The following is a 24,308-nucleotide window of genomic DNA, read 5'->3' on the forward strand; positions in this document are numbered from 1 at the left end:
ATTGACAGAGAATTTTATTAATTAAATTTTACTATTAGTTGTATATAGCTGGGTGAATAATCTGTGTATGGCTGAGTGAATTAATTTGATGATCATTCCTCACCCCAAAACTCATATCTGCTGGAGCAAAACCTGCCATAACAGAAACAAAGTTTTGAGTTCCATCTTCTTGTTTTCTAATCGCCTCTTTGTACGCTTTCATCGTTGATTTAGTATGAGTTATATGAGACTCGAAAATATCTCGGTTACTTATAGTATCGTTATATTTGGTTTCTATTTCTCTTGCTTCCGTTAGAGATCCCTGAAGACACTTATCAAATATTTGTTTCTGATAATTTTTTGCCATTGAATCATACAAATCAACCATTTTCTGATTACTGTTTAGTTCGCCAATATAATCCGAATAAAAAGCTTCTTTATCCGCAAGAAATTCCTTAACATTATTAACTAAAGAATGTACACTATTACTTCCATACCTAGAGTTTTTAGCTAGTTCTGAAAATTCATTGTCAATTGACTTCAATTCATGAAATAGTTTATCATTCATTCCATCAGTATCAATAACATCGAATACATACTTTAAATAAGGCTCTTCTTTAACTAATTTACTTCCATATTCACTTAATTCTTTAAGTAATGACTCTCTTTCATCAAGGCTTTCAGAATTAAAATATTTGATAATCATTTCCTTGAAATCAATTATACTACTTATCTGCTTTAGTGTTCCAATAGCATAATTATTAACTTCTAGAATATAATCTTTAATCTGCTGTAATTTTTTTTCACTAATCTCCCCCATATCTTTCTTATCAGAAAAAATTTTAATGTATTTTTCTGTACTGTTACTCATTATATGATAAATTTTCTCTCCAGAATCAATATACACACCTAAATCATGTGAATTTATTCTCATATATATATTACGATTCAATTCAACTTTGATATTTTTTTCCATTTTATTTCCTTTACTTTCCATATTTATTTAATCATAACTAAATTTAACAAAATAACTTTCACTAAATCACACTTAATAAATTGATAAAATTAACCATAGATTCTAGAAAAGCATATTTGCTAGTAAAATTAAAAAATCATTCCATTAAATAAGCCTCTAAGAGCCAAATAAAATCTAACAACTAAGATAGTGAATAAAAAATATCACACTTCAATAATTAGGTTTAAAATCAATTTAACCCAACCTAATAAAATAAACAAATTTTTATTTAATATTTAATAACACACAAACATTAAAAATGAAAATAATATATTTCATATGGATTGAAACTAGAGAGCTTAATATTTATAATTATATAAATATTAAAAAAGCCAATTCAATTATAGAATTAGCTTTTTATTTTAAAAAGAAGATATTTATTTCGTACGACGTGTAATCACTGCATCAGATAATTGACGTAAAACTTTTTCAGTATCATCCCAACCAATACATGCATCAGTGACACTTTTACCATAAACTAATGGCTCGCCCGATTCTAAGTTTTGGTTACCTTCAACAAGATTACTTTCAATCATAATCCCTGTAATAGAACGGTCACCATTACGGATTTGCTCGCTCACATCGGTCGCCACTTCCATTTGTTTCTCGAATTTTTTACAGCTATTCGCATGGCTAAAGTCAATCATAATACTCGGTACAAGCCCTGCTTTTTCTAGCCCTTCACGTACTTCTTGTACATGTTTAGCACTGTAATTTGGTTCTTTACCGCCGCGTAAAATAATATGACAATCAGGGTTTCCGCTAGTGTTCACAATGGCAGAATGCCCCCATTTAGTGACCGATAAGAAACAATGAGCTGAGCGCGCTGAATTAATTGCATCAATGGCAATTTTAATCGTGCCATCGGTACCATTTTTAAAACCGACAGGACAAGATAAACCTGACGCTAATTCACGGTGAATTTGTGATTCCGTCGTACGAGCACCGATTGCTCCCCAACTCATCAAATCTGCAACATATTGCGGGCTAATAACATCTAAGAATTCACCTGCAGTCGGTAAACCTTGGTTATTGATTGTTAACAGCAATTCACGTGCAATACGCAAACCTTCGTTAATATCAAAGCTACAATCCATTTTAGGGTCGTTGATCAACCCTTTCCAACCCACTGTGGTGCGCGGCTTTTCAAAATATACACGCATGACAATTTCTAAAGAACCTTTAAGTTCTTCACGCAATTTACCTAAACGCTCTGCGTACTCTAAAGCCGCTTTAGTATCATGGATTGAGCAAGGCCCGATGACGACAACCAAACGGTCGTCCTTGCCTGCTAAAATATTGTGGATAGCGAGGCGTGCTTCATGAACGGTAAACGCAGCTTTATCGGTTGCTGGAAATTTTTCAAGCAGAGCAATTGGTGGTAATAATTCTTTTATTTGTTTTATTCTGACGTCATCGTTCTGATAATTCATACCCGTATATCCAATGTTTATTATTTTTTACTGTAGTTGATTTGCATGCTAGGTTTCTCCCAAGTTACTGCGCTTGAGTAAAGCGTTGAGCGGAACGGTGAATGACTTCACTGGACTTAAAAAACTTACAAGATAATTAGCATCGAATTTTTAATCTAACCGTTCAACCGAAGTCTGTAAACAGGCAAACGCACGATAAAACCATGGTTTTATTAATCGCTAATTATAAAATGAGGTGAAAGGCTGATATTTAGCACAATAAACAAGCTAAAAACCCATTTAGCAGAGCAAAGAATAACTAAAACAGCTAAACAACGATGATGTCACTTTAGCCGTTTTATCGGATTTTTTCTGGCTAAATACGCGAAATTGGTGAGGAGCCATTCTCTTTAGCTGATTTTATCCAAAGTCTGGAGCCATTGACCGCGATACCTAACAAAATTAAGTATTCTAAAGACATCGCATAAACACCTTGAATAAAGAAAATAACAATACTAATCACATTAATAATGACCCACAGTAGCCAGTTTTCTACATACTTACGCGTCATCAAGATCATTGCGACGACAGAAAGTATGGTCATTGCAGAATCCCAGAATGGGAATGCATCCGGTTCTATCGTAGGCATCGCAAGGTTGGCACCAAACAGATTTAACAACTCGACTGCCCATCTTGCTAGTACGCCAAATACTGCATCAATATTAAATGTGAGATAAATAATAGCAACGACTGAAATAACCAGTGTTATAGCCGCTTTTGGTAAGCTCAACCAACGAATTTTTAACTCTGCTTGCTGCGAACTGGTGACCCTACTCCATGCATACCAGCCATAAATATTGGCGACAAAGAAAAATATCTGTAGCAATAAATTTGCATATAGCTGAATTTGAAAGAAAATAACTGCAAACAGAGAAACGTTAATTAGCCCAAACAGATAATTAATCGTTTTTTCTAAGCTGGCAAGCAAGATGCAAAGTAAGCCGGCAATTGTACCCACGGCTTCAATGTAAGATAAATCATAAACTGAACCCCATAGCGGGATCTGCACTAACGTATTGGCTGTACTAAAGAAATCCATCCCAAAATCCTTTATAAGTGATCGTTAATGTTGTATTGCTCAGTACTTCATTAAATTGAATTTATTATTTTAGACTCTCTGCAAAATCTAGCATCTTATTTAATGGTCGTAATGCTTTTTCTCGTAATATCTCACTGACATGAATTTGATGATCTTGCGTATTCCCTTCTAAGGCGTCAGCAATCGCTTTTAAGCCATTCATTGCCATCCAAGGGCAATGTGCACAAGTACGGCATGTAGCGCCCTCACCCGCTGTTGGAGCGATGTAAAGCGTCTTCTCGGGGCAAGCTTGCTGCATTTTGTAAAAAATACCTTTATCCGTCGCCACTATCATCGATGGGTTAGGTAAATTTTGTGCTGCTTTAATTAATTGACTTGTAGAACCAACCGCATCCGCTAGGTCGACAATCGCTTGGGGTGATTCAGGGTGCACCAATACCGCTGCTTCAGGGTATAGTGCTTTCATTTTTTCTAATGATTGCGTTTTAAATTCATCATGAACAATACAAGCCCCCTGCCAACACAGAATATCTGCCCCAGTTTGCTGTTGAACATAACGTCCGAGATGGCGGTCAGGAGCCCAAATAATTTTTTCACCTAAGCTGTCTAAGTGTTCAATCAATTCCACTGCGATACTTGAGGTCACAACCCAATCAGCCCGAGCTTTAACTGCTGCAGAGGTATTGGCATACACCACTACGGTTCTATCTGGGTGCTCATCACAAAAACGGATAAACTCCGCTTCAGGACAACCAATATCAAGGGAACATTGGGCTTCTAATGTCGGCATTAAGACTTGCTTTTCTGGGCTGAGAATTTTTGCAGTTTCGCCCATAAATTTCACCCCAGCAACAACCAAAGTTGATGCCGAATGCTTTGCACCAAAACGCGCCATTTCAAGAGAGTCTGCGACACAACCCCCCGTTTCTTCAGCCAATGCTTGAATTTCAGGGTCAGTATAGTAATGTGCAACGATCACCGCATTTTTTTCGAACAAAAGCGATTTGATCCGCTGCCGATAAAATGATTTTTCATCCGAGCTTAATCGTGCGGGTTTTGCTGGGAATGGATAAACTGACTGGTCAAAATCGATAAACACGCTCATTGGTTGCCTCTGTTTAGCAAAAAGCGATTTTAATAGTTAAACCAAGCTAAAAACCGCCTAAATTCACAATTCTTGTTTTATATACTAAACACGATACGCTAATTTGCTCAATAAGTCTTCACTATTTTTACTTATCTAGCATCATTTCCTCCCCATTAGCGATTCTCCTCAAAGGATATACCCTGCATGAAAGCAAAAGTTGATTGCTCTTTGATTTATCAATAGATGGTGTTTAATTAAGAGGCTAACTTGTATATGTAATAGGGATCGTACACGTTAATTTTATATCCCCCAATAATTCGGGTTGCGGGCAGGCGACAAGGAAAATAGACGGAGTGCATAGATAAACTCTGTGGCTCGACGAGCGTAGTCACTTATACCTCAACGAAATGCCCTGCAACTTGAAGAGTCACGGGTATAAATGTCATGAAATAAAAAAGTTACAACCTGCCGACTTGTACTGTAGACAGGTATGATAAATCAAAGGAAGATATGCAACTAATATATTGGTATAGGTAGAAAAATGGATTCTATAATATTATTATGACTTACTATATTAGATAGAATTTTCTCTCTACTGTAAAACCCTGCAATATTCTCGGTCAAATTTCCACTCTCAATATGTAATTCAGATTTTATTTTGTTTTCGTAACTAATAGCATCACCCTCTTTAGTACTATCTTGTATTAATTTATCACTCGACATATCCATTTTTTGCCTATACTCAGTAATAATTTCAAGTTCATCATTCTCAGCATTATTAATCTCTAATTCCTCATCCGATTGTTTATATTGCTGTAAACTTCCTATCGAATAAGATATATCACTTGCAGTGTATCTTAAATTAGCCAAGGAAGAGTGAAAAGTTAAAGTATATTCTTTAGTATCAGTGATCAACTGGCTAACCTTCGAGTCAAACGTGGATAACAATCTGTGTAATCTAGAACTAATGGATGGATAATTACGAATGCTTTCTGTCACATTGTCATAACACTCAGCGATATTTGGTGTAATGTTTTTTATCTCTTCTGGGTTTTTAATATAAAAGCGCAATTCATCTTGCAGTTGCTTATATTTATCTAGAGCATTCTTAACGGTATGAATATAAACTTTAACCCTATCAATATATATTTTAGATTGAATATATTCAACATATGTTAGTTTACTTTCCAACTTATAACTTTCGGCAAGGAATATACTCTCGTGTTCAGCTTCTATTTTTAATGTTTGTTCAGTTAATGTATCTAGTTCTACATGAAATTCTTTTATATTTCCACTTATGGATTCATGATAATCTTTTAATTCAAAAAGATTATCATCTCGTTTTAATATACTTATTTTCATTTTATTCCCTTTAAAAAATAAATGATAATTTGATAAGAAATAAAATTCTATTTTAATATATAATAAGGGAAACAATAATTTATAAATATAGCTACAGATAATAAAAAACAGCGTAAGTTCAGGAGACTTTCCAAAAAGTAAAATTTAAATTAAGTTTACATTAGCGATATCACCACGGTACTTTTTCCGTCCCCATGTTTAACACAATGTGCTTTTCGCAATTAAGGCAATTTTGGTACTAACACAGCTTAAATTCTGTCACATCACCTATAAACGCTAACAATTTTCCCTCACTTCGAAAAAAACTTGGGCATTTAAGTAGTTTTTTGCGTCTGAAGCTTCGCTTTTCTGCCTCTTTATCGGTATCTTAGCCATCCTTACTTAATTCATTAGGTCAGTTATGGAATCACCTGCATTATTAATAAATAAAATTATTTCAGTTTCATTGCTCGATCCAAGAATTGAAGCCGTGGTATTAACTGGCTCTCGAGGGCGAGATCAACATGTTGATAGTTATTCCGATATTGATATCGAGCTGATCGGCCACGGTACATCTGAAATATTCAATCAGAAGTCTTGGATAAATCAGTTTGGTGGACCTATGGTTGCCCTTCATTTGCTAAATCTTGAAGAGGATGCCCCTGATTGGCCAACTTGCTTGGTGATCTTTGAAGAAGGCCGCAAAGTGGATTTCACTTTTGCTGAGCCTGAGCGCTTATCTAAGATGAAGCTGCAAGGTTTAGATACGACATTTTCCCGTGGTTTTACTGTATTACTCGATAAAACAGGGATCACTGAAGGCTTACCTGAAAGTGCTAACCAACAAGTATTTGCTCCTCCTCAATTAACAATATCGCAATTCGCTGACGTTGTATCTGATTTTTGGCATGAAGCACATCAAGTTACCATTGCTTTAACACGAGATGAGTTGTGGGTCGCATGGTCAAGAAGTGCGGATATGAAACAGTATTTTTTAACGCTGCTAGAACGCCTTGTTTCTTTACAAGGTGGACATGTTTGGTATAAAGGACGCAACTACCATGAGTGGATGCCTAAACCTTATATCGAGGCATTGGAGGTTATTTTTAATTGTGGAACGGCTCAAAGCGCCGCATTGTCTCTTCAGTGTTTAATGCGCTGCTTTAAAGATGTAACTATTGAGCTCGCTAGCCTTCAAGGATTTGATAATATGCAGATTATGGCTGAGAAAATGCAAGAACTACTTATTGGTATTTTACAGGATAACGCCTTACTTCCAGAAACTGGTGAAATAAGATAAATAAAGTACAGCAAAGGAATGCAGTGCTTTCATGTCGAGATATGGCTCGGCAGCTGAACATTTACTGGATTGGTATTGAGATGGTGGGTCGTGCAGGATTTAAATCCTTCGGATTTACCCTACGGGCTGAACCTGCAACCAGCTTATCGAGGTATGGCTTAACGATTGAGTATTTACTGAATTGGGAATTGAATACTAAGGCTGGACTTGAGATGGTGGGTCGTGCAGGATTTAAATCCTTCGGATTTACCCTACGGGCTGAACCTGCAACCAGCTTACGAGGTATGGCTTAACGATTGAGTATTTACTGAATTGGAACTGAATGCTAAGGCTGGACTTGAGATGGTGGGTCGTGCAGGATTCGAACCTGCGACCAATTGATTAAAAGTCAACTGCTCTACCAACTGAGCTAACGACCCATCTTTGGGATTACTTAATTACTTGTTTGTGCAGGATTTTAAGTTCTTCGAACTTCCCCTTACGGGCCGAACCTGCAACCATCTTGTAAAACTCAAATATTCTACCGACTGAGCTAACGACCTATCTGGATTACTTCTTTTTGCTACTATAGGTTTTAGATGGTGGGTCGTGCAGGATTCGAACCTGCGACCAATTGATTAAAAGTCAACTGCTCTACCGACTGAGCTAACGACCCATCTGGATTACTTCTTTTTGCTACTATAGGTTTTAGTATGGTGGGTCGTGCAGGATTCGAACCTGCGACCAATTGATTAAAAGTCAACTGCTCTACCGACTGAGCTAACGACCCATCTAAAACAATATTTCTAACTAAATTTCTTTTTGTCTTTCGAGATTTTTGGCTAACCGTATTCTCGTATCAACGGCGGCTTATATTACTGATTTCTGGCGAGGGTGCAATGATTTTTTTGCAAAAAAAGATTAAATGCACACTTATCATACTGATAACCCCGAAATATTCGGTAATATGGCTTCGGGGTTATAAATTAAAGTGTACTCAGCTTTTTTTCGGCTAATTTTGAACCAGCACTGTTTGGATATTGTTTCAACACCTGTTGGTAAACAGCTTTTGCTTTATCTTTCTGTCCCTTATCTTGCATGATCAGCCCAACTTTATATAAGGCTTCGCTGCTTTTTTGGGATTTAGGATATTGCTTAACTACAGTTGCGAAATAAAAAGCAGCATCGTCTTTGCTACCTTTATTGTAGTTTAACTGCCCCAACCAATAATTGGCGTTAGATTGATACCCAGACTTAGGATAGGCTTTAACAAAGCCTTGTAATGCCCCTATTGCCTGATCAATTTGAGCTTTGGATTTGCTTTCCATCGCTAATTTGACTGCAGCATTGTAATCATCTTTCTCATTCCCACCTGTATTGGCAGCTGCCGTAGGTGCCGTTGAGGAAGGTGATGCGTTTGATGCACTAGTGTCAGGTGTTGTTGTATCACCTGAAGTTGCTGAGTTTCCACCGCCTGCATTGTCTAATTGCATGTATAAATCTTTCTGGCGCTCAATAACTTGATTCAATTTGTATTCACTTTCTTGAATCTGACCACGTAACATGTCGATGTCGCGTTGGTTGTCAGCGAGTTGTTGTTGGATTTGATACATGATTTGACCTTGAGAGCTAACTGCTGTCTCAAGTTGGGTAAGGCGATCTGTTGTTGAACCAGATCCGACATTGTTGATTGGCGCTTGGGCAATAGCGGCCCAAGGGGCCGCTACGCCAACCAATAACGACAGACCGACTAGTAAGTGTCTGAAGTTACTGTTCATAATAGATAATTTCGCTTATCTATTAGTATGCAATGACTGCACGACGGTTTTTCGCGTAGTCTGCTTCAGTGTGACCTAACACAGCTGGTTTTTCTTTACCGTAAGAAACCAGTGAAACTTGGTCACCAGAAACACCTTTGCTTTGCAGGTACATTTTAACTGCATTAGCACGACGCTCGCCCAGCGCGATGTTGTATTCTGGAGTACCACGCTCATCCGCATGACCTTCAACAACAACACGTACAGATGGGTTGCTACGCAGGAATGCTGCGTGTGCATCTAACATTTCAGCGTATTCTGGAGATACGTTGTATTTGTCAAAGCCAAAGTAAACAGTGTTATTTTGTTGCAGCTGTTCCATTTGCTGACGTGCCAGCTCTTCCGCAGACAGACCAGTGTTAGTTTGGTTAGTAGAAGTATCTACGCCATCTTGGTCATTGTTTTTGTTAGAGCTACAAGCTGCGACTGCCATGATTGGTAACGCGATCATCAGCCCTTTAAGCACTTTATTCAGTTGCATCGTTTTGATCCTTAATATTTTTTGCCACACATTATTATTATGCATCACAGATACGGCGACCAGGCAGGGAATTTAACCTGTCCATCGGTAGCCGGAAGACGCGCTTTGAAACGCCCGTCGGTCGAAACTAGCTGCAATATAGTCCCCAAGCCTTGAGAGGAGCTATAAATTACCATAGTGCCGTTAGGTGCGATACTCGGCGTTTCATCTAGGAACGTTTTCGTTAAAAATTCAACGTTGTTCGTTGCCAGATCTTGTTTGGCGACATGTTGCTGACCGCCGCCGGAGCTGACCATCACTAAGAAAGTACCATCCGGGCTAACATCAGCGTCCTGATTTTGTGTTCCTTCCCAAGACACACGTTCAGGGCTGCCACCATTAATATTTATTTTATAGATCTGCGGACGTCCCGCCTGATCTGAAGTATAGACTAAAGTTTGGCTATCTGGCATCCAGCTTGGTTCCGTATTGTTACTACGTCCATCGGTCACCTGACGAATTTGCCCACTCGCTAAGTCCATAACATATAAATTCAGGCTGCCTGTTTTAGACAGTGCAAATGCCAATTTTGTGCCATCTGGAGAGAATGCAGGTGCCCCATTATGACGTGGGAAAGATGCGACCTGACGAACTGCTCCTGTTGATAACGTTTGAATGACAAGTGCTGAACTACCGCTTTCAAAAGTCACGTATGCCAGTTTTTCACCATCTGGTGACCAAGCTGGCGACATCAGAGGTTCTGGTGAACGGTGAACCGTAAACTGGTTAAAACCGTCATAATCAGAAACTCGTAATTCATATGGATACTGACCGCCTTTGTTAACAACAATATAAGCAATACGAGTACGGAATGCGCCACGAATACCTGTTAATTTTTCAAAGACTTCGTCACTTGCAGTATGCGCTGCATAACGTAACCATTCTTTGGTTACTTTATATTGGTTCTGAGATAAAACAGCACCTGGGTTAGCCGCAACATCAACTAACTGATAGCTAACGACAAAGCTACCATCTGCTGCTGGCTGTACCTGCCCCACAACAACAGCATTAATACCTAATGCTGTCCACGCTTCAGGAATCACTTCAGAAGCGGTACCAGGTTGTTGAGGCATGCGGCTTGGCTCGATAGGGTTAAATTTCCCACTATTGCGTAAATCAGCGCCGACTATTTGGCCGACTTCTTGTGGTGGTGCACCCGCACCTGACCATTTAAACGGCACAACGCCAATAGGTTGAGCTGAATTAACACCTTCAGTGATCTCAATACGTATTTCAGCCTGAGCCACTGTCGCCCATAGCATTAGGAACCCTAAAACTACTTTAAAAGCCTGCTTCATTCTTATCTCCCTTACTGCGGATTATTTACTACCGCAATAATTCGCTGAATTTTAACAAAGGTATAATAACAAAACTAGATACCACACAAACTATTTATGCTATTGCCTTAATAATATCAATACAGACTGCTCTGAGTTATTGAAAATCAAGGCTTAAACACAACTGTGCTACCCGCTTTATTAAACGTATCATAGACTTCTCTGCTCGGTGGCTTAGGCATCGTTGCAAGTTTTGCTGCACGAATTGCTGCATCACAGAGTGCCGCGTCATTAGCTGGGCTATTTTTTGGTGTAATACTCACCAATAACCCATCAGGCGCGAGCTTCAATTGAAGTTCACAAGTACGTCCACGGAAAGTATCTGAATCATAAAATTTACTTTGGATAGCCGCTTTGACTTTACCAGCATAGCTGTCCACATCCGCATTGGAAGCGCCCGATTTTTTACCACCACCTTTTCCAGCTGCGGCTTCACCACCTTGTTTGCTTGGGCCCGAGGCAGTTAAATCACCAAGCAAATCATCTACGGAAGCCGCGTTTTTAGCCGCTTCAGCTTTGGCTTTCGCCGCTTTTGCTTTAGCTTCTTTATCGGCTTTTTCTTTAGCTTCTTTATCCGCTTTAGCTTTCGCTTCTTTTTCAGCTTTTACTTTAGCTTCTTTATCGGCTTTTTCCTTGGCTTCTTTTTCCGCTTTTTCTTTAGCTTCTTTTTCAGCTTTGGCTTTGGCGGCTTCGGCTTCTTTCTGCGCTTGCGCCTCGGCCTTCGCCTTCTCAGCCGCTTGCTCTTTAATTAGCTTTTCTTTTTCAGCTTTCGCTTTTGCAGCAGCTTCTTCCGCTATTTTTTGCTCTTCCTTCGCTTTTTTAGCAGCGTCTAATGCTTTTTTCTGTTGTTCCTCAGCTTGCTTTTGTTGCTCAGCTGTATCACGTTGAATTTTAATACGCTCTTCTTCAAGCTGCTGAAGACGCTTTTGTTCCTTTTCTTGCTGTTCTCTAAGCTCAGCCTCTTGCTTTTGTTCTTGCTCTTTGCGCTCTTTTGCCGCTTGTCTGACGTTATTTTGCTGTCTTTGCATTTCTTCATACTGCTCAACAACCACGCCAGGGTCAACCATCACCGCATCGATGACAGTTCCCTCTTCCCCGCCACCACCAAGTTTGACGACGGAAACTAAAGAGCCTATAACAATCAAACCAATCAATAGGACGTGCAATACGATTGACATCACTAACGATCGATTTAAGTTATCTTTTTTCTCTTTTGTCTTTCCCACTCTGGTATCCAAAAAAAGAATTGTGACTTATTCAAACGACAATAACCCAGCCTAAATAGGCTGAGTCATCAAGCCAACCGATTTTATCCCTGCGCTGTGTAATATATTCAGCGCCTTAATCACTTCTTCGTAAGGGACTTCTTTTGCACCACCAATCAAGAAAATTGCTTTTGGATTTTTCTCTAGTTGAGATTTCGCCTCTGCAGCAATTTGCTCTGGTGGCAGCAATTCTAAAACCTCACCATCAAGGCGCATGTTATATTGGCCAACCCCCGACACTTCTAAAATAATCGGTGGGTTATCACTTGATGATACGGTTTGTGTATCTGTTGCATCCGGCAATTCAACTTCCACACTTTGAGAAATAATCGGTGCTGTTGCCATAAATATCAGCAACAGTACCAACAATACGTCCAGTAATGGAACAATGTTGATTTCGGATTTCAGCTCACGTCTGCGACTTGTGCGCGCCATTCGCTTATCTCCCCGTCTTATTTCTTATCAGCAGAGAAGGCTTGACGATGCAAGATGGCTAAAAACTCTTCCATAAAGTTATCGTAGTTTTGCTCTAATTTGCTGACACGTAAGTTCAAACGGTTAAATGCCATAACTGCTGGGATCGCTGCAAACAAACCAATTGCGGTTGCAATCAGCGCTTCAGCAATACCCGGTGCAACCATTTGTAATGTTGCTTGTTTTACCGCTCCCAATGCAATAAACGCATGCATAATCCCCCAAACAGTACCAAATAAACCAATATATGGGCTAATTGAACCAACAGTACCTAAAAATGGGATATGTGCTTCAACTGATTCGAGTTCACGATTCATTGAAATACGCATTGCACGGGAAGCTCCCGTCACTACTGCATCTGGCGCATGAATATTCGCTTGGTGTAAACGAACGAACTCTTTAAAACCAGAATGGAAAATTTGTTCGGCACCACTCAATTCATCACGGCGAGCTTGGCTTTCTTTATATAAGCGCGATAGCTCAATACCTGACCAGAACTTATCTTCAAATGCTTCAGCCTCACGCGTTGCCGCATTTAAAATTTTCGTTCTTTGAATAATGATCGCCCATGATGCGATAGAAAAACCGATCAAAACGAACATAATGAGCTGAACCAAAAGGCTCGCTTTAAGGAATAAATCCAGGATATTCATGTCAGTCACTGTTTAAACTCCGCGACAATAGACTTAGGAAGCGCAATTGGCTTCATTTTTGATGTGTCCACACAAGCAATAAGGGCATTTGCCCCACAAAGCAGGTTACCTTGCGAATCAACTAACCTTTGCTGAAAAGTTAAGGAAGCACGTTTCATTTCAATAATTTGTGTTTCAACTTCCAGCAGGTCATCCAGCTTCGCCCCTTTGACAAAATCAATTGTCATGCTTCGCACAACAAAGCCAAGGTTCTCAGCAAGCATACTTTGTTGATTGATACCTTTATTTCGCAGCATTTCGGTTCTTGCTCGCTCAAAAAAGGCTAAATAGCGTGCATGATAAACAACACCGCCCGCATCTGTATCTTCATAATACACGCGAACAGGCCAGCGAAATAACATAACAATCACTCCGTCTTAGGTTAAATTAATTAACGGTGCCACTATACGCAAGACAGTGCCAGTTTGGAATCACTTTGAAAGTAAAGATATCAAAAATAATTATGGGTCAATGGACCCATAATTAGCAATTAGAATTATCTAAAGACCTGAAAAAGTCCCCAAATAAGAATGATGGCAGCAGGCAATGGATGAAAAATTGCACGAAAGATAACTTTTTTAGGTTTAAAACCCACACCAAAAATCATCGCGGTACACGTTGCCCATATTAACAGCAGCCCTTGCCATATTTGAAATGAACTAGTTTTTGCAGCAAATAGGGTTGGATCCCACATGACTGCACCTGCAGTAACTAAAGCTAAAATAAGGATAAGGGCCCTTATCGGCCCCTTATCCAATAGCTGATAGGTTTTATCCACCAGCATTTTTATTACTCACCATCTTTAGCGGCTTTAGAGTCTTCAGAGTGCTCTAACGCTAATGCTGCGATCACTGCAAAACTACAAGCTAACAGCGTGCCGAGGATCCAGGCGAAATACCACATAGTTATGTTCCTTAATACAGTGAATGCTTGTTGCCTTCGATGAAGTTTTTGTCCAAACGACCGAACATTTTGTAGTAACACCATGCGGTGTATGCCAGTACGATTGGTACAAAGATAATAGCAACAACAGTCATTACTTGCAGTGTGAACAAGCTAGATGTTGCATCCCACATGGTCAAACTTGCGTTTGGCATGATGCTTGAAGGCATGATGAATGGGAACATTGCTACACCACAGGTTAAAATGATACAAGCGATGGTTAATGAAGAACTCACAAACGCCAAACCATTTTTGTCTGCTTTACTAAACAGCATTGTCACTAACGGCAGTGCTACACCCAGAGCAGGCAACGCCCACAGGATTGGGTAAGTATTGAAGTTAGTTAACCAAGCACCAGATTCAACGGCAACAGTTTTGTTTAGTGGGTTAGATACGCTTAATGTATCGATAGTTGAAGTAACAACATAACCATCAATACCCATCACTAACCAAACACCTGCGCCTGCGAAAGCCACTAAAGTGACTAATGCACAGATATAAGTTGCTTTACGAACACGTAAGTACAGTTCACCAGTGGTACGCATTTGCAAATAAGTTGCACCTTGCGTCACAATCATCATTAAGCCGACAACACCCGCTAACAGACCATATGGGTTTAGCAGACCAAACAGGTTACCTGTGTAAGTCAGATACTGTTGATTATCGATTTGCAGTGGAACACCTAATAACAGGTTACCAAACGCAACACCGATAACTAATGGTGGAACGAAACCACCAATAAACAGACCCCAGTCCCACATGTTACGCCATTTTGGGTTCTCCAGTTTTGAACGGTAGTCGAAACCAACCGGACGGAAGAACAATGCAGCTAATACCAAAATCATAGCAACATAGAAACCAGAGAATGCCGCAGCATAAACTTGTGGCCATGCAGCGAACATTGCACCACCCGCAGTGATTAACCAAACTTGGTTACCATCCCAGTGCGGTGCAACAGCATTAATCATGATACGGCGTTCAGTATCTGTTTTACCTAAAATAGGTAATAAGAAGCCAACGCCCATGTCAAAGCCATCTGTGACAGCAAACCCAATCAGTAATACACCGATAAGGATCCACCACACAAATCGAAGAACTTCATAATCAAACATAAGTGGACTCCTATTTACTGAACGTCGTGTGCAGAAGTGTTTTTCTGTTCAAAGTGATAACGACCGGTTTTCAAGCTACTTGGCCCTTTACGAGCGAATTTGAACATTAAGAACATTTCAGCAATTAAGAACAGTGTGTACAGACCACAGATCAATACCATAGAGAAGATCAGGTCATGAGTCGTCAAGTTAGAGTGTGCAACCGAAACAGGTAACACTTCACCAATTGCCCATGGCTGGCGACCATACTCTGCAACGAACCAACCTGACTCAATTGCAATCCATGGTAGTGGAATACCGAGCAGTGCAATACGCAGCAACAGTTTATTTTGACCAATACGGTTACGAACTACTGACAGGAATGCCCAGCCAATAATTAACAGTAACAGGAAGCCAACACCAACCATGATACGGAATGCCCAGAACAGAGGCCCAACGTTAGGAATACTATCTTTCACTGCTTTTTGGATTTGAGCTTCAGTTGCATCAACAACATTTGGTGCATATTGTTTTAACAGCAGACCATACCCAAGATCTTTTTTGCTTGCTTCAAATGCTGCGCGCAATTCAGGATCTTTGTTACCTGCAAGAAGTTCTTGTAACTGACCATATGCAATCATACCGTTACGAATGCGAACTTCGTGTTGTTTCATTAGGTCTTTCAGACCTAAAACAGGAGTGTCAACCGAGCGGGTTGCAATGATACCCATCGCCCAAGGAATCGAGATCGCAAATTTATTTTCTTGTTTCTCGGTATCTGGCCAAGCGATTAAGTTAAACGCGGCAGGAGGAGCATGAGTTTCCCACTCAGCTTCAACCGCTGCAAGTTTAGTTTTTTGCACGTCACCCATTTCGTAACCTGATTCATCACCAAGAACGATAACAGATAGAACCGCTGCAATACCAAAACTTGCTGCAATTGCAAAAGAACGCTTAGCAAAAGCAACATCACGACCTTTAAGCAGGTAGTAAGAGCTAATACCTAAGATAAACATTGCACCGGTACAATAACCCGCAGCAACTGTGTGGACGAACTTAACTTGTGCAACTGGGTTCAAGACTAGCTCAGAGAAGCTAACCATTTCCATACGCATAGTTTCAAAGTTGAAATCAGCAGCGATTGGGTTTTGCATCCAACCATTCGCAACCAAAATCCACAGAGCAGAGAAGTTAGAACCTAAAGCAACTAACCATGTTACAGCAAGGTGTTGTTTTTTGCTTAAACGATCCCAACCAAAGAAGAATAAACCGACAAAGGTAGATTCTAAGAAGAACGCCATCAAACCTTCGATTGCAAGAGGTGCACCGAAGATATCTCCAACATAGTGCGCGTAGTAAGACCAGTTAGTACCGAATTGGAACTCCATGGTCAAACCCGTTGCAACACCTAGGGCAAAGTTAATACCGAATAACTTACCCCAGAACTTAGTCATATCTTTATAAATTTGCTTGCCTGACAGTACATATACCGTTTCCATGATCGCAAGCAAAAACGCCATACCTAGCGTTAATGGTACGAACAGAAAGTGATACATCGCAGTTAAGGCAAACTGTAATCGTGACAGTTCGACAATATCAAACATCTTGACTCCTTGCTCCTAGCAGGAAGACACCGACTTGCGGCAACCCAGCTTCCAGTTTTTAATACTTAGAAAGCCTCTTAACTACCAGCAAAAAATGCCTCAAAACAACAAATAATTAACAAAATTAAAAGAACGAACATTACTATAATAATAGTACGCCTATCTTCACACACAATAAACTTCTTTTACGTGACTCAGATTTGAATTCTGAATTTACATCAATAATTATACCCTTTAATAGAAAACCGAGTATTTGATCGAGCACCAATTTAAGCAATTTAAGCAAATAAAGCCAGAGGCAATGAATTGATTTACGTCAATTTTTTTCCTATTGTTAATTGCTATACCTGCCAGTCAATTAATGGTTATTTACTTGTTAAAATGCTGTTATTGATAATGACATAAATGTTCTTAATTTTTCCAAAGATTAACAAAAAATATAATCTATGAATTAAAGCCTCGAAAAAAGAATATTTAATTTGTAATAGTATCTTATTTTAAACTTATTATGAATTTTATTAATATAGCCTTTTTTATCAAAAAACGGTTATATTGGCTTAATTGAATTATCGTCAATATTATAAAATTGACATGTCGCAATTTTGCTATTTTTTGCACAAAATGCGACTAACTCCCCCCTTCCTCGCCTGATTGGCATTTTATTACCCATTTTCCTTCATATAACCCTTTAGTCCGCATTTTTAAGTATAGACATACTTTTCATAAAACCGCATAACCATACAAAAATTGTTTGAAACATTTTTGCAAGGTATAAAAAAACCCGCGCTCTCATGAGCACGGGCTTTCGTCTCTTACTCTTGCTAGTTACCTAGCGAATTACTTATTTGTTCAACAGTGATTTTACTGCATCACCGATGTCTGCAAGGCTACGAACGGTTTTCACACCAGCCGCTTCTAATGCAGCAAATTTCTCATCAGCAGTGCCTTTACCGCCTGCGATGATTGCACCTGCGTGGCCCATACGTTTGCCTTTTGGTGCAGTTACACCTGCGATGTAACCGACAACAGGTTTAGTGACGTGCTCTTTAATATAAGCCGCTGCTTCTTCTTCTGCGTTACCACCGATTTCACCGATCATGACGATAGCTTCAGTTTGTGGATCCGCTTGGAATAATTTCAGGATATCAATAAAGTTTGAACCGGGGATTGGGTCACCACCGATACCAACACACGTTGATTGACCTAAGCCTGCATCTGTTGTTTGTTTAACAGCTTCATAAGTCAACGTACCTGAACGCGAAACGATACCGACTTTACCTGGCATATGGATATGACCAGGTTGGATACCAATCTTACATTCACCCGGAGTGATAACACCTGGGCAGTTAGGACCAATCATACGAACGCCTGCTTCGTCTAATTTCACTTTAACTGTCAGCATATCCAACGTTGGGATACCTTCAGTGATGGTGATAATCAGTTTAATGCCAGCATCGATAGCTTCTAAGATAGAATCTTTACAAAATGGTGCTGGAACATAGATAACAGAGGCTGTTGCACCCGTAGCTTCTACAGCTTCACGAACGGTGTTAAATACAGGTAAACCTAAGTGTACAGTGCCACCTTTACCTGGAGTCACACCACCCACCATTTGCGTGCCATAAGCAATCGCTTGTTCTGAGTGGAATGTACCTTGGCCACCTGTGAAACCTTGGCAAATTACTTTGGTGTTTTTATCGATTAAAATAGACATTATTTAGCCTCCGCTGCTGCTACTGCTTTCTTAGCTGCATCTGTCAGGCTGTTCGCAGCGATAATATTCAAGCCGCTGTCTGCCAGTTTTTTAGCACCTAACTCTGCATTGTTACCTTCTAAACGCACAACTACTGGTACATTTACGCCAACTTCTTCAACTGCACCAATGATGCCGTCTGCAATCAGGTCGCAGCGAACGATACCACCAAAGATGTTAACAAAAACTGCTTTCACGTTTTCATCAGAAAGAATAATTTTAAATGCTTCAGTTACACGCTCTTTTGTCGCGCCGCCGCCAACATCTAAGAAGTTAGCTGGTGCACCACCGTGCAGCTTAACGATATCCATGGTACCCATTGCAAGGCCCGCACCATTAACCATACAGCCGATATTGCCATCTAACGCAACGTAGTTCAGTTCCCACTGAGCGGCTTGTGCTTCACGTGCATCTTCTTGTGATTCATCACGCAGTTCACGAATTTCTGGTTGGCGATATAACGCGTTGCTATCGATACCTAATTTACCATCTAAACAAACTAAATCACCCGCAGTACTAATAACCAGTGGATTGATTTCAGCTAATGCTAAATCGCGTTCTAAGAATAACGTTGCCAGACCCATGAAAATTTTCGCGAATTGGCTAACTTGTTTACCGGTTAAGCCTAATTTGAATGCTAATTCACGGCCTTGGAAAGGCATTGGGCCAGTCAGTGGGTCGATAATCGCTTTATGAATTAACTCTGGAGTCTCTTCTGCTACTTTCTCGATTTCCACGCCACCTTCGGTAGATGCCATGAATACAACGCGACGAGTGCTACGGTCTACAACCGCACCTAAATAGAGTTCTTTAGCAATATCAGTTGCCGTTTCAACCAGAATTTGGTTAACAGGCTGGCCGTTTGCATCAGTTTGATAGGTAACTAAGTTTTTACCTAACCAGTGTTCTGCAAATGCTTTCACTTCATTGATATCACTAGTGACTTTTACGCCGCCAGCTTTACCACGTCCACCTGCGTGAACTTGGCATTTAATTACCCATGGGCCGTCACCAATTTTTTTAGCAGCATCGACGGTTTCAGCGACTGATGAACAGGCATAACCTGTCGGTGCAGGCATCCCATAACGTGCAAACAACTGTTTTGCCTGGTACTCGTGTAAATTCATGATGTTCTATCCATAATTGAGTCTGAAGAGGCGTTTATTCGCCTCCTGCAATTGTTACTGATTTAGCAACCCGCGAACGGGCTGCATCGGTTACTTCAGACCGGACAAGTTGTACCCTGCCCTGTTATGTTGCTATACGTCCAGCAGTAAACGAGTTGGATCTTCCAGCATATCTTTGATAGCGACTAAGAAGCCAACTGACTCACTACCATCGATTAAACGGTGGTCGTAAGACAGTGCTAAATACATCATAGGAAGAATCTCTACCTTACCATTTACAGCCATAGGGCGGTCTTTAATCGCATGCATGCCTAAAATCGCGCTCTGTGGTGGGTTAATGATAGGTGTAGACATCAGAGAACCGAATACGCCACCATTAGTGATAGTGAAGTTACCGCCACTTAAGTCTTCAACAGTTAATTTACCATCACGACCTTTGACAGCCAGTTCTTTAATTTTCTTCTCGATATCAGCCATGCTCATTGCATCGACATCACGTAGAACAGGTGTTACCAGACCACGTGGTGTTGAAACTGCAATACTAATATCGAAATAGTTATGGTAAACCACATCATCGCCATCGATAGAAGCATTCACTTCTGGGTAGCGTTTCAGTGCTTCAACAGCAGCTTTCACATAGAAAGACATAAAGCCTAAACGAACACCATGACGTTTTTCGAATACTTCGCCATATTGTTTACGTAAGTCTTTGATTGGTTGCATATTGACTTCGTTAAACGTCGTCAACATTGCAGTAGTGTTTTTCGCTTCTAACAGACGCTCTGCGATACGTTTACGTAAACGCGTCATTGGAACACGTTTTTCGCTACGATGCGCTAAAGGCGCTTGTGGCGCTTCTGGTGCTTTCGCCGCAGGTGCCGCAGATTTATTTGCTGCTAAATGTTTTTCAACATCTTCGCGAGTTAAACGTCCACCAACGCCAGTCCCTTTGATATCCGCAGGGTTTAAATCGTGCTCTGCAATTAAACGGCGAATAGCTGGGGTCAGCGCATCGTTGCTTTCTGTTTCTAGACTTGCAGTTTGACGTTGTGCAGGTGTTGATTCTTGTGCTTCTTTCACTTCAGCAGGGATACCAGTGCTGTCGCCTAAACGAATGCGCCCCAGTAATTGCTTAGATAATACCGTTGCACCTTCATCTTCAACGATAGCTTCTAAAACACCCGCTTCGCTTGCAGGAACTTCTAATACGACTTTATCTGTTTCGATCTCAACCAGTACTTCATCACGCTGAACACTGTCACCTGGTTTTTTATGCCATGTGGCAACCGTAGCATCTGCAACGGACTCAGGAAGATCGGGAACAAGAATTTCTACGCTACTCATTTTCTATCCTTTAATTATTCAATGTTCAAAGCGTCATTAACCAGGGCTTTTTGTTGTTCCTGGTGTACGGACGTATAGCCAACTGCTGGAGATGAAGAAGCAGCTCGACCTGCATAACGTAAAGTTGCCCCTGCTGGGATAGCTTCACGGAAGTTATGTTGACTGCAATACCAAGCACCTTGGTTTAATGGCTCTTCTTGACACCATACAAAGTCTTTTACATCAGTAAATTGCGCCAACGCTTTTTGAATGTCTTCGTGTGGGAACGGATATAGCTGTTCGATACGCACGATAGCAACGTCAGTTTGTTCATTCTTACGACGTTGTTCTAACAGATCGTAATAGACTTTCCCTGAACACATAACGACGCGTTTCACATTTTTCGGATTGATTTCATCGATTTCACCGATAACTGGCTCAAATGTACCATTTGCCAATTCTTCCATGCTAGAGACCGCTAATGGGTGACGTAGCAGAGATTTTGGTGACATCACAATCAGAGGACGACGCATGCCACGTAAGGCTTGGCGACGTAACATGTGGTAAACCTGAGCAGGTGTTGACGGAACACACACTTGCATGTTTTGGTCAGCACACAGTTGCAAGTAACGCTCTAAACGTGCAGATGAGTGCTCTGGACCCTGACCTTCATAACCATGAGGCAGTAACATGACCAGACCACACATACGACCCCATTTTTGCTCACCAGAGCTAATGAATTGGTCGATAACCACTTGAGCACAGTTAGCGAAGTCACCAAATTGTGCTTCCCAGATAGTCAATGCACGAGGTTCTGTGGTTGCATAACCATATTCGAATGCTAATACGGCATTTTCAGTCAGAACAGAGTCCCAAACATTAAACACGCCTTGGCCATTATGAATATTTTGCAGTGGAACATAAACTGAACCATTCGTTTGGTTGTGGACCACTGCATGACGGTGGAAGAATGTACCACGGCCCGCATCTTCACCCGATAAACGAACAGGAATACCTTCATCAACCAATGTTGCGTACGCTAAAGTTTCAGCTGCACCCCAGTCGAGAAGCTTTTCACCTTTCGCCATTTCGGCACGGTCTGCATAAATTTTCTCAACACGAGATTGCGCAACCACGCCCTCTGGAATGGTACTAACTTTAGTTGCCAGTTCAGTTAAGCGTTTAATATCAACGGTTGATTTATATGATGCATCCCATTCATGGTTTAAATATGGAGCCCATGTGTATGAATTCAGACCCATTTCACGGTACTCTTCAACCACACAGTTACCTGCATCTAGCGCATCGCGATACAGATTGACCATTTCAGTGACATCATTAGCACTTAACACATTTTCTGCAATTAAACGGTCTGCATAAATTTTACGTGGTGTTGGGTGCTGCTTGATTTTTTGATACATCACTGGCTGAGTTGCACTTGGCTCATCCGCTTCGTTATGGCCATGGCGGCGATAACATACTAAATCAATCATAACATCGCGTTTGAACGTGTTACGGAAATCCAGTGCCAAACGAGTTACAAATGCCACTGCTTCAGGGTCATCTGCATTCACGTGGAAAATTGGAGCCTGCACCATCTTCACGATATCTGTGCAGTATTCTGTAGAACGGGTGTCTTTCGGGTTAGAAGTGGTAAAACCAATTTGGTTGTTAATTACGATACGCACCGTACCGCCGACTTCATAACCACGTGCTTGTGACATATTCAACGTTTCTTGCACAACACCTTGGCCAGTTACTGCGGAGTCACCGTGAATAGTAATAGGCAGAACCATGTTGCTACGGCCTTCATCTAAACGGTCACGACGAGCACGTACTGAACCAATAACCACAGGGCTAACAATTTCAAGGTGAGATGGGTTAAATGCCAATGCTAAGTGAACACGAGAGCCTGCGGTTTCAAAGTCAGAAGAGAAACCTTGGTGATATTTAACGTCACCCGCACTAGAGTGGTCTTTATGTTTACCCGCGAATTCATCAAATAATTCGCCCGGTTTTTTACCTAAGATATTAACTAAAACGTTTAAACGACCACGGTGAGCCATACCTAAAACAACTTCACGGGTATCTTGCTTGCCTGCGTGGTGGATTAAATCTTTCAGCATTGGGATCAGTGAATCACCACCTTCCAATGAGAAACGCTTGGCGCCTGGGAATTTAGCCCCAATGTAACGCTCAAGCCCTTCAGCCGCAGTTAATTCAGCTAAGAAGCGTTTTTTCTCTTCTACTGAGAAGATCTTAGAAACGTCAACAGACTCAAGACGTTGTTGGATCCAACGTTTTTCTTCTGTATTCGTGATATGCATATATTCAGCACCGATAGAACCGCAATAAATACGTTTCAGGTGCTCATATAGCTCACTAAGCTTCATGGTTTCTTTGCCAATAGCAAATGAACCCACGTTGAATGTTTCGTTGAAGTCTTCTTTCGTCAGGTTGTGGAATGCTGGGTCTAAATCTGGAACAGATTCACGTTTCCAAAGACCTAACGGGTCAAGATTCGCATTTTGGTGCCCGCGGAAGCGGAACGCATTGATTAATTGCAAAACTTTAACTTGTTTTGCGTCGATAGCTGGATCGCTAACAGAGGTGTGATAACGTGTAGAGTCTTTTGCTAAGCGACGGAAGTAATCGCGCGCTTGGGAGTGGAATTGTTCGCCGCTAGTGCCTAATGCTGCACCAGGGAGTTGCTCAAAAATTGCTTTCCACTCGGCATCGACAGAGTTAGGGTCAGTCAGATAATCTTCATAGAGCTGTTCTATATAAGTCTGGTTCGCGCCTGCCAGAAAGCTTGAATCCAGCCAGTCCTTCATTACGCCGTTCTGCATTGTGATCCCTTAAGCTATTAAAGCTTTAGTTTTCGCCGTGGTTAACTAATCGCCGCATTTAAGCGACCTCGATAAAGGTTCTCTTGGACGTGCTTTATGCATGTTCTCTCTTTGGGAGGCCCTTTATCAGTAAGGGTTTCCCTTTTAAGGAACCTTTAAAAACTGGCTGCGGTTTTTAAAGGCCCCTATGCTTGGGCTGTCGTCTTCATCTTTTGCAGTTGGCTATTTTTTCTACTTTTTACTGTTACTTTCTTTGCTTTCACTTTTTTACGCTTTTGTAATGACAACGTTTTAATAAATAC

General features: G+C 40.7%; 22 protein-coding genes and 3 tRNA genes. 2 read left to right on the top strand and 23 right to left on the bottom strand.

Annotation, left to right across the window (positions count from 1 at the left end):
- Positions 1–34: 34 nt before the first annotated feature.
- The 5 genes from ACU696_RS17545 to ACU696_RS17565 form a co-directional block, all read right to left on the bottom strand.
- Positions 35–955 (bottom strand): hypothetical protein, encoded by a 921-nt coding sequence (locus ACU696_RS17545; RefSeq protein WP_209101174.1) that lies wholly within the window; start codon positions 953–955, stop codon positions 35–37.
- A 416-nt stretch (positions 956–1,371) separates the two neighbouring features.
- Positions 1,372–2,427 carry a 3-deoxy-7-phosphoheptulonate synthase AroG gene (aroG, locus tag ACU696_RS17550; protein ID WP_109912822.1) on the bottom strand — a complete coding sequence of 352 codons (1,056 nt, stop codon included), beginning with the start codon at positions 2,425–2,427 and terminating at the stop codon, positions 1,372–1,374.
- Between the two features lie 355 nt (positions 2,428–2,782).
- Complete coding sequence (gene pnuC / locus ACU696_RS17555) at positions 2,783–3,505, bottom strand: nicotinamide riboside transporter PnuC (RefSeq protein ID WP_109912823.1); 723 nt, start codon at positions 3,503–3,505, stop codon at positions 2,783–2,785.
- Between the two features lie 64 nt (positions 3,506–3,569).
- On the bottom strand, positions 3,570–4,610 hold the full coding sequence (gene nadA / locus ACU696_RS17560) for a quinolinate synthase NadA (RefSeq protein WP_004909097.1): 1,041 nt from the start codon (positions 4,608–4,610) through the stop codon (positions 3,570–3,572).
- Positions 4,611–5,108: 498 nt separating this feature from the next.
- A complete protein-coding gene (locus tag ACU696_RS17565; RefSeq protein WP_209101172.1) occupies positions 5,109–5,954 on the bottom strand; it encodes a hypothetical protein in 846 nt (281 codons plus the stop codon).
- 400 nt (positions 5,955–6,354) lie between these two features.
- Here ACU696_RS17565 and ACU696_RS17570 point away from each other — a divergent pair, with 400 nt between their 5' ends.
- Positions 6,355–7,233: an aminoglycoside 6-adenylyltransferase gene (locus ACU696_RS17570; protein WP_164529082.1), complete on the top strand. Its 879-nt coding sequence runs from the start codon at positions 6,355–6,357 to the stop codon at positions 7,231–7,233.
- Between the two features lie 23 nt (positions 7,234–7,256).
- Positions 7,257–7,526 carry a hypothetical protein gene (locus tag ACU696_RS17575; RefSeq protein ID WP_147318174.1) on the top strand — a complete coding sequence of 90 codons (270 nt, stop codon included), beginning with the start codon at positions 7,257–7,259 and terminating at the stop codon, positions 7,524–7,526.
- A 50-nt stretch (positions 7,527–7,576) separates the two neighbouring features.
- Here ACU696_RS17575 and ACU696_RS17580 read toward each other — a convergent pair.
- The 18 genes from ACU696_RS17580 to sucA form a co-directional block, all read right to left on the bottom strand.
- A tRNA-Lys gene (locus ACU696_RS17580) sits at positions 7,577–7,652 on the bottom strand.
- A gap of 160 nt (positions 7,653–7,812) precedes the next feature.
- A tRNA-Lys gene (locus tag ACU696_RS17585) sits at positions 7,813–7,888 on the bottom strand.
- A gap of 38 nt (positions 7,889–7,926) precedes the next feature.
- Positions 7,927–8,002: transfer RNA gene (locus tag ACU696_RS17590), tRNA-Lys, on the bottom strand.
- 196 nt (positions 8,003–8,198) lie between these two features.
- On the bottom strand, positions 8,199–8,990 hold the full coding sequence (cpoB, locus tag ACU696_RS17595) for a cell division protein CpoB (RefSeq protein WP_109912827.1): 792 nt from the start codon (positions 8,988–8,990) through the stop codon (positions 8,199–8,201).
- A 22-nt stretch (positions 8,991–9,012) separates the two neighbouring features.
- Positions 9,013–9,510, bottom strand: a complete 498-nt coding sequence (gene pal / locus ACU696_RS17600; protein ID WP_004909091.1) for a peptidoglycan-associated lipoprotein Pal — start codon at positions 9,508–9,510, stop codon at positions 9,013–9,015.
- 44 nt (positions 9,511–9,554) lie between these two features.
- Positions 9,555–10,847, bottom strand: coding sequence for a Tol-Pal system beta propeller repeat protein TolB (gene tolB, locus ACU696_RS17605; RefSeq protein WP_004909089.1), 1,293 nt, complete (start codon positions 10,845–10,847; stop codon positions 9,555–9,557).
- A gap of 146 nt (positions 10,848–10,993) precedes the next feature.
- The gene (gene tolA / locus ACU696_RS17610) at positions 10,994–12,112 is read right to left on the bottom strand and encodes a cell envelope integrity protein TolA (protein ID WP_109912828.1); all 1,119 of its coding nucleotides are present in this window, start codon (positions 12,110–12,112) and stop codon (positions 10,994–10,996) included.
- Between the two features lie 51 nt (positions 12,113–12,163).
- Positions 12,164–12,586 (bottom strand): colicin uptake protein TolR, encoded by a 423-nt coding sequence (tolR, locus tag ACU696_RS17615; RefSeq protein ID WP_004256786.1) that lies wholly within the window; start codon positions 12,584–12,586, stop codon positions 12,164–12,166.
- A 17-nt stretch (positions 12,587–12,603) separates the two neighbouring features.
- Positions 12,604–13,287, bottom strand: a complete 684-nt coding sequence (gene tolQ, locus ACU696_RS17620; protein ID WP_004256787.1) for a Tol-Pal system protein TolQ — start codon at positions 13,285–13,287, stop codon at positions 12,604–12,606.
- Positions 13,284–13,679 (bottom strand): tol-pal system-associated acyl-CoA thioesterase, encoded by a 396-nt coding sequence (gene ybgC, locus ACU696_RS17625; RefSeq protein ID WP_004256789.1) that lies wholly within the window; start codon positions 13,677–13,679, stop codon positions 13,284–13,286. Before ybgC ends, tolQ begins: the two co-directional genes overlap by 4 nt.
- 134 nt (positions 13,680–13,813) lie before the next feature.
- Positions 13,814–14,101 carry a cyd operon protein YbgE gene (ybgE, locus tag ACU696_RS17630; RefSeq protein WP_004256791.1) on the bottom strand — a complete coding sequence of 96 codons (288 nt, stop codon included), beginning with the start codon at positions 14,099–14,101 and terminating at the stop codon, positions 13,814–13,816.
- 5 nt (positions 14,102–14,106) lie between these two features.
- A complete protein-coding gene (gene cydX, locus ACU696_RS17635; protein WP_004909083.1) occupies positions 14,107–14,220 on the bottom strand; it encodes a cytochrome bd-I oxidase subunit CydX in 114 nt (37 codons plus the stop codon).
- Positions 14,221–14,231: 11 nt separating this feature from the next.
- Complete coding sequence (gene cydB, locus ACU696_RS17640; RefSeq protein ID WP_004909081.1) at positions 14,232–15,371, bottom strand: cytochrome d ubiquinol oxidase subunit II; 1,140 nt, start codon at positions 15,369–15,371, stop codon at positions 14,232–14,234.
- A gap of 14 nt (positions 15,372–15,385) precedes the next feature.
- Complete coding sequence (gene cydA / locus ACU696_RS17645; RefSeq protein ID WP_004256799.1) at positions 15,386–16,954, bottom strand: cytochrome ubiquinol oxidase subunit I; 1,569 nt, start codon at positions 16,952–16,954, stop codon at positions 15,386–15,388.
- An 841-nt stretch (positions 16,955–17,795) separates the two neighbouring features.
- Positions 17,796–18,668, bottom strand: coding sequence for a succinate--CoA ligase subunit alpha (sucD, locus tag ACU696_RS17650; RefSeq protein ID WP_004256808.1), 873 nt, complete (start codon positions 18,666–18,668; stop codon positions 17,796–17,798).
- On the bottom strand, positions 18,668–19,834 hold the full coding sequence (sucC, locus tag ACU696_RS17655; RefSeq protein ID WP_004909077.1) for an ADP-forming succinate--CoA ligase subunit beta: 1,167 nt from the start codon (positions 19,832–19,834) through the stop codon (positions 18,668–18,670). The genes sucD and sucC overlap by 1 nt, the downstream gene beginning before the upstream one ends.
- A gap of 132 nt (positions 19,835–19,966) precedes the next feature.
- Positions 19,967–21,178, bottom strand: coding sequence for a 2-oxoglutarate dehydrogenase complex dihydrolipoyllysine-residue succinyltransferase (gene odhB / locus ACU696_RS17660; protein WP_004909074.1), 1,212 nt, complete (start codon positions 21,176–21,178; stop codon positions 19,967–19,969).
- Between the two features lie 14 nt (positions 21,179–21,192).
- Positions 21,193–24,006, bottom strand: a complete 2,814-nt coding sequence (sucA, locus tag ACU696_RS17665) for a 2-oxoglutarate dehydrogenase E1 component (RefSeq protein WP_004909072.1) — start codon at positions 24,004–24,006, stop codon at positions 21,193–21,195.
- Positions 24,007–24,308: the final 302 nt, after the last annotated feature.

The sequence above is a fragment of the Providencia sp. PROV_01 genome (genome assembly GCF_053098325.1).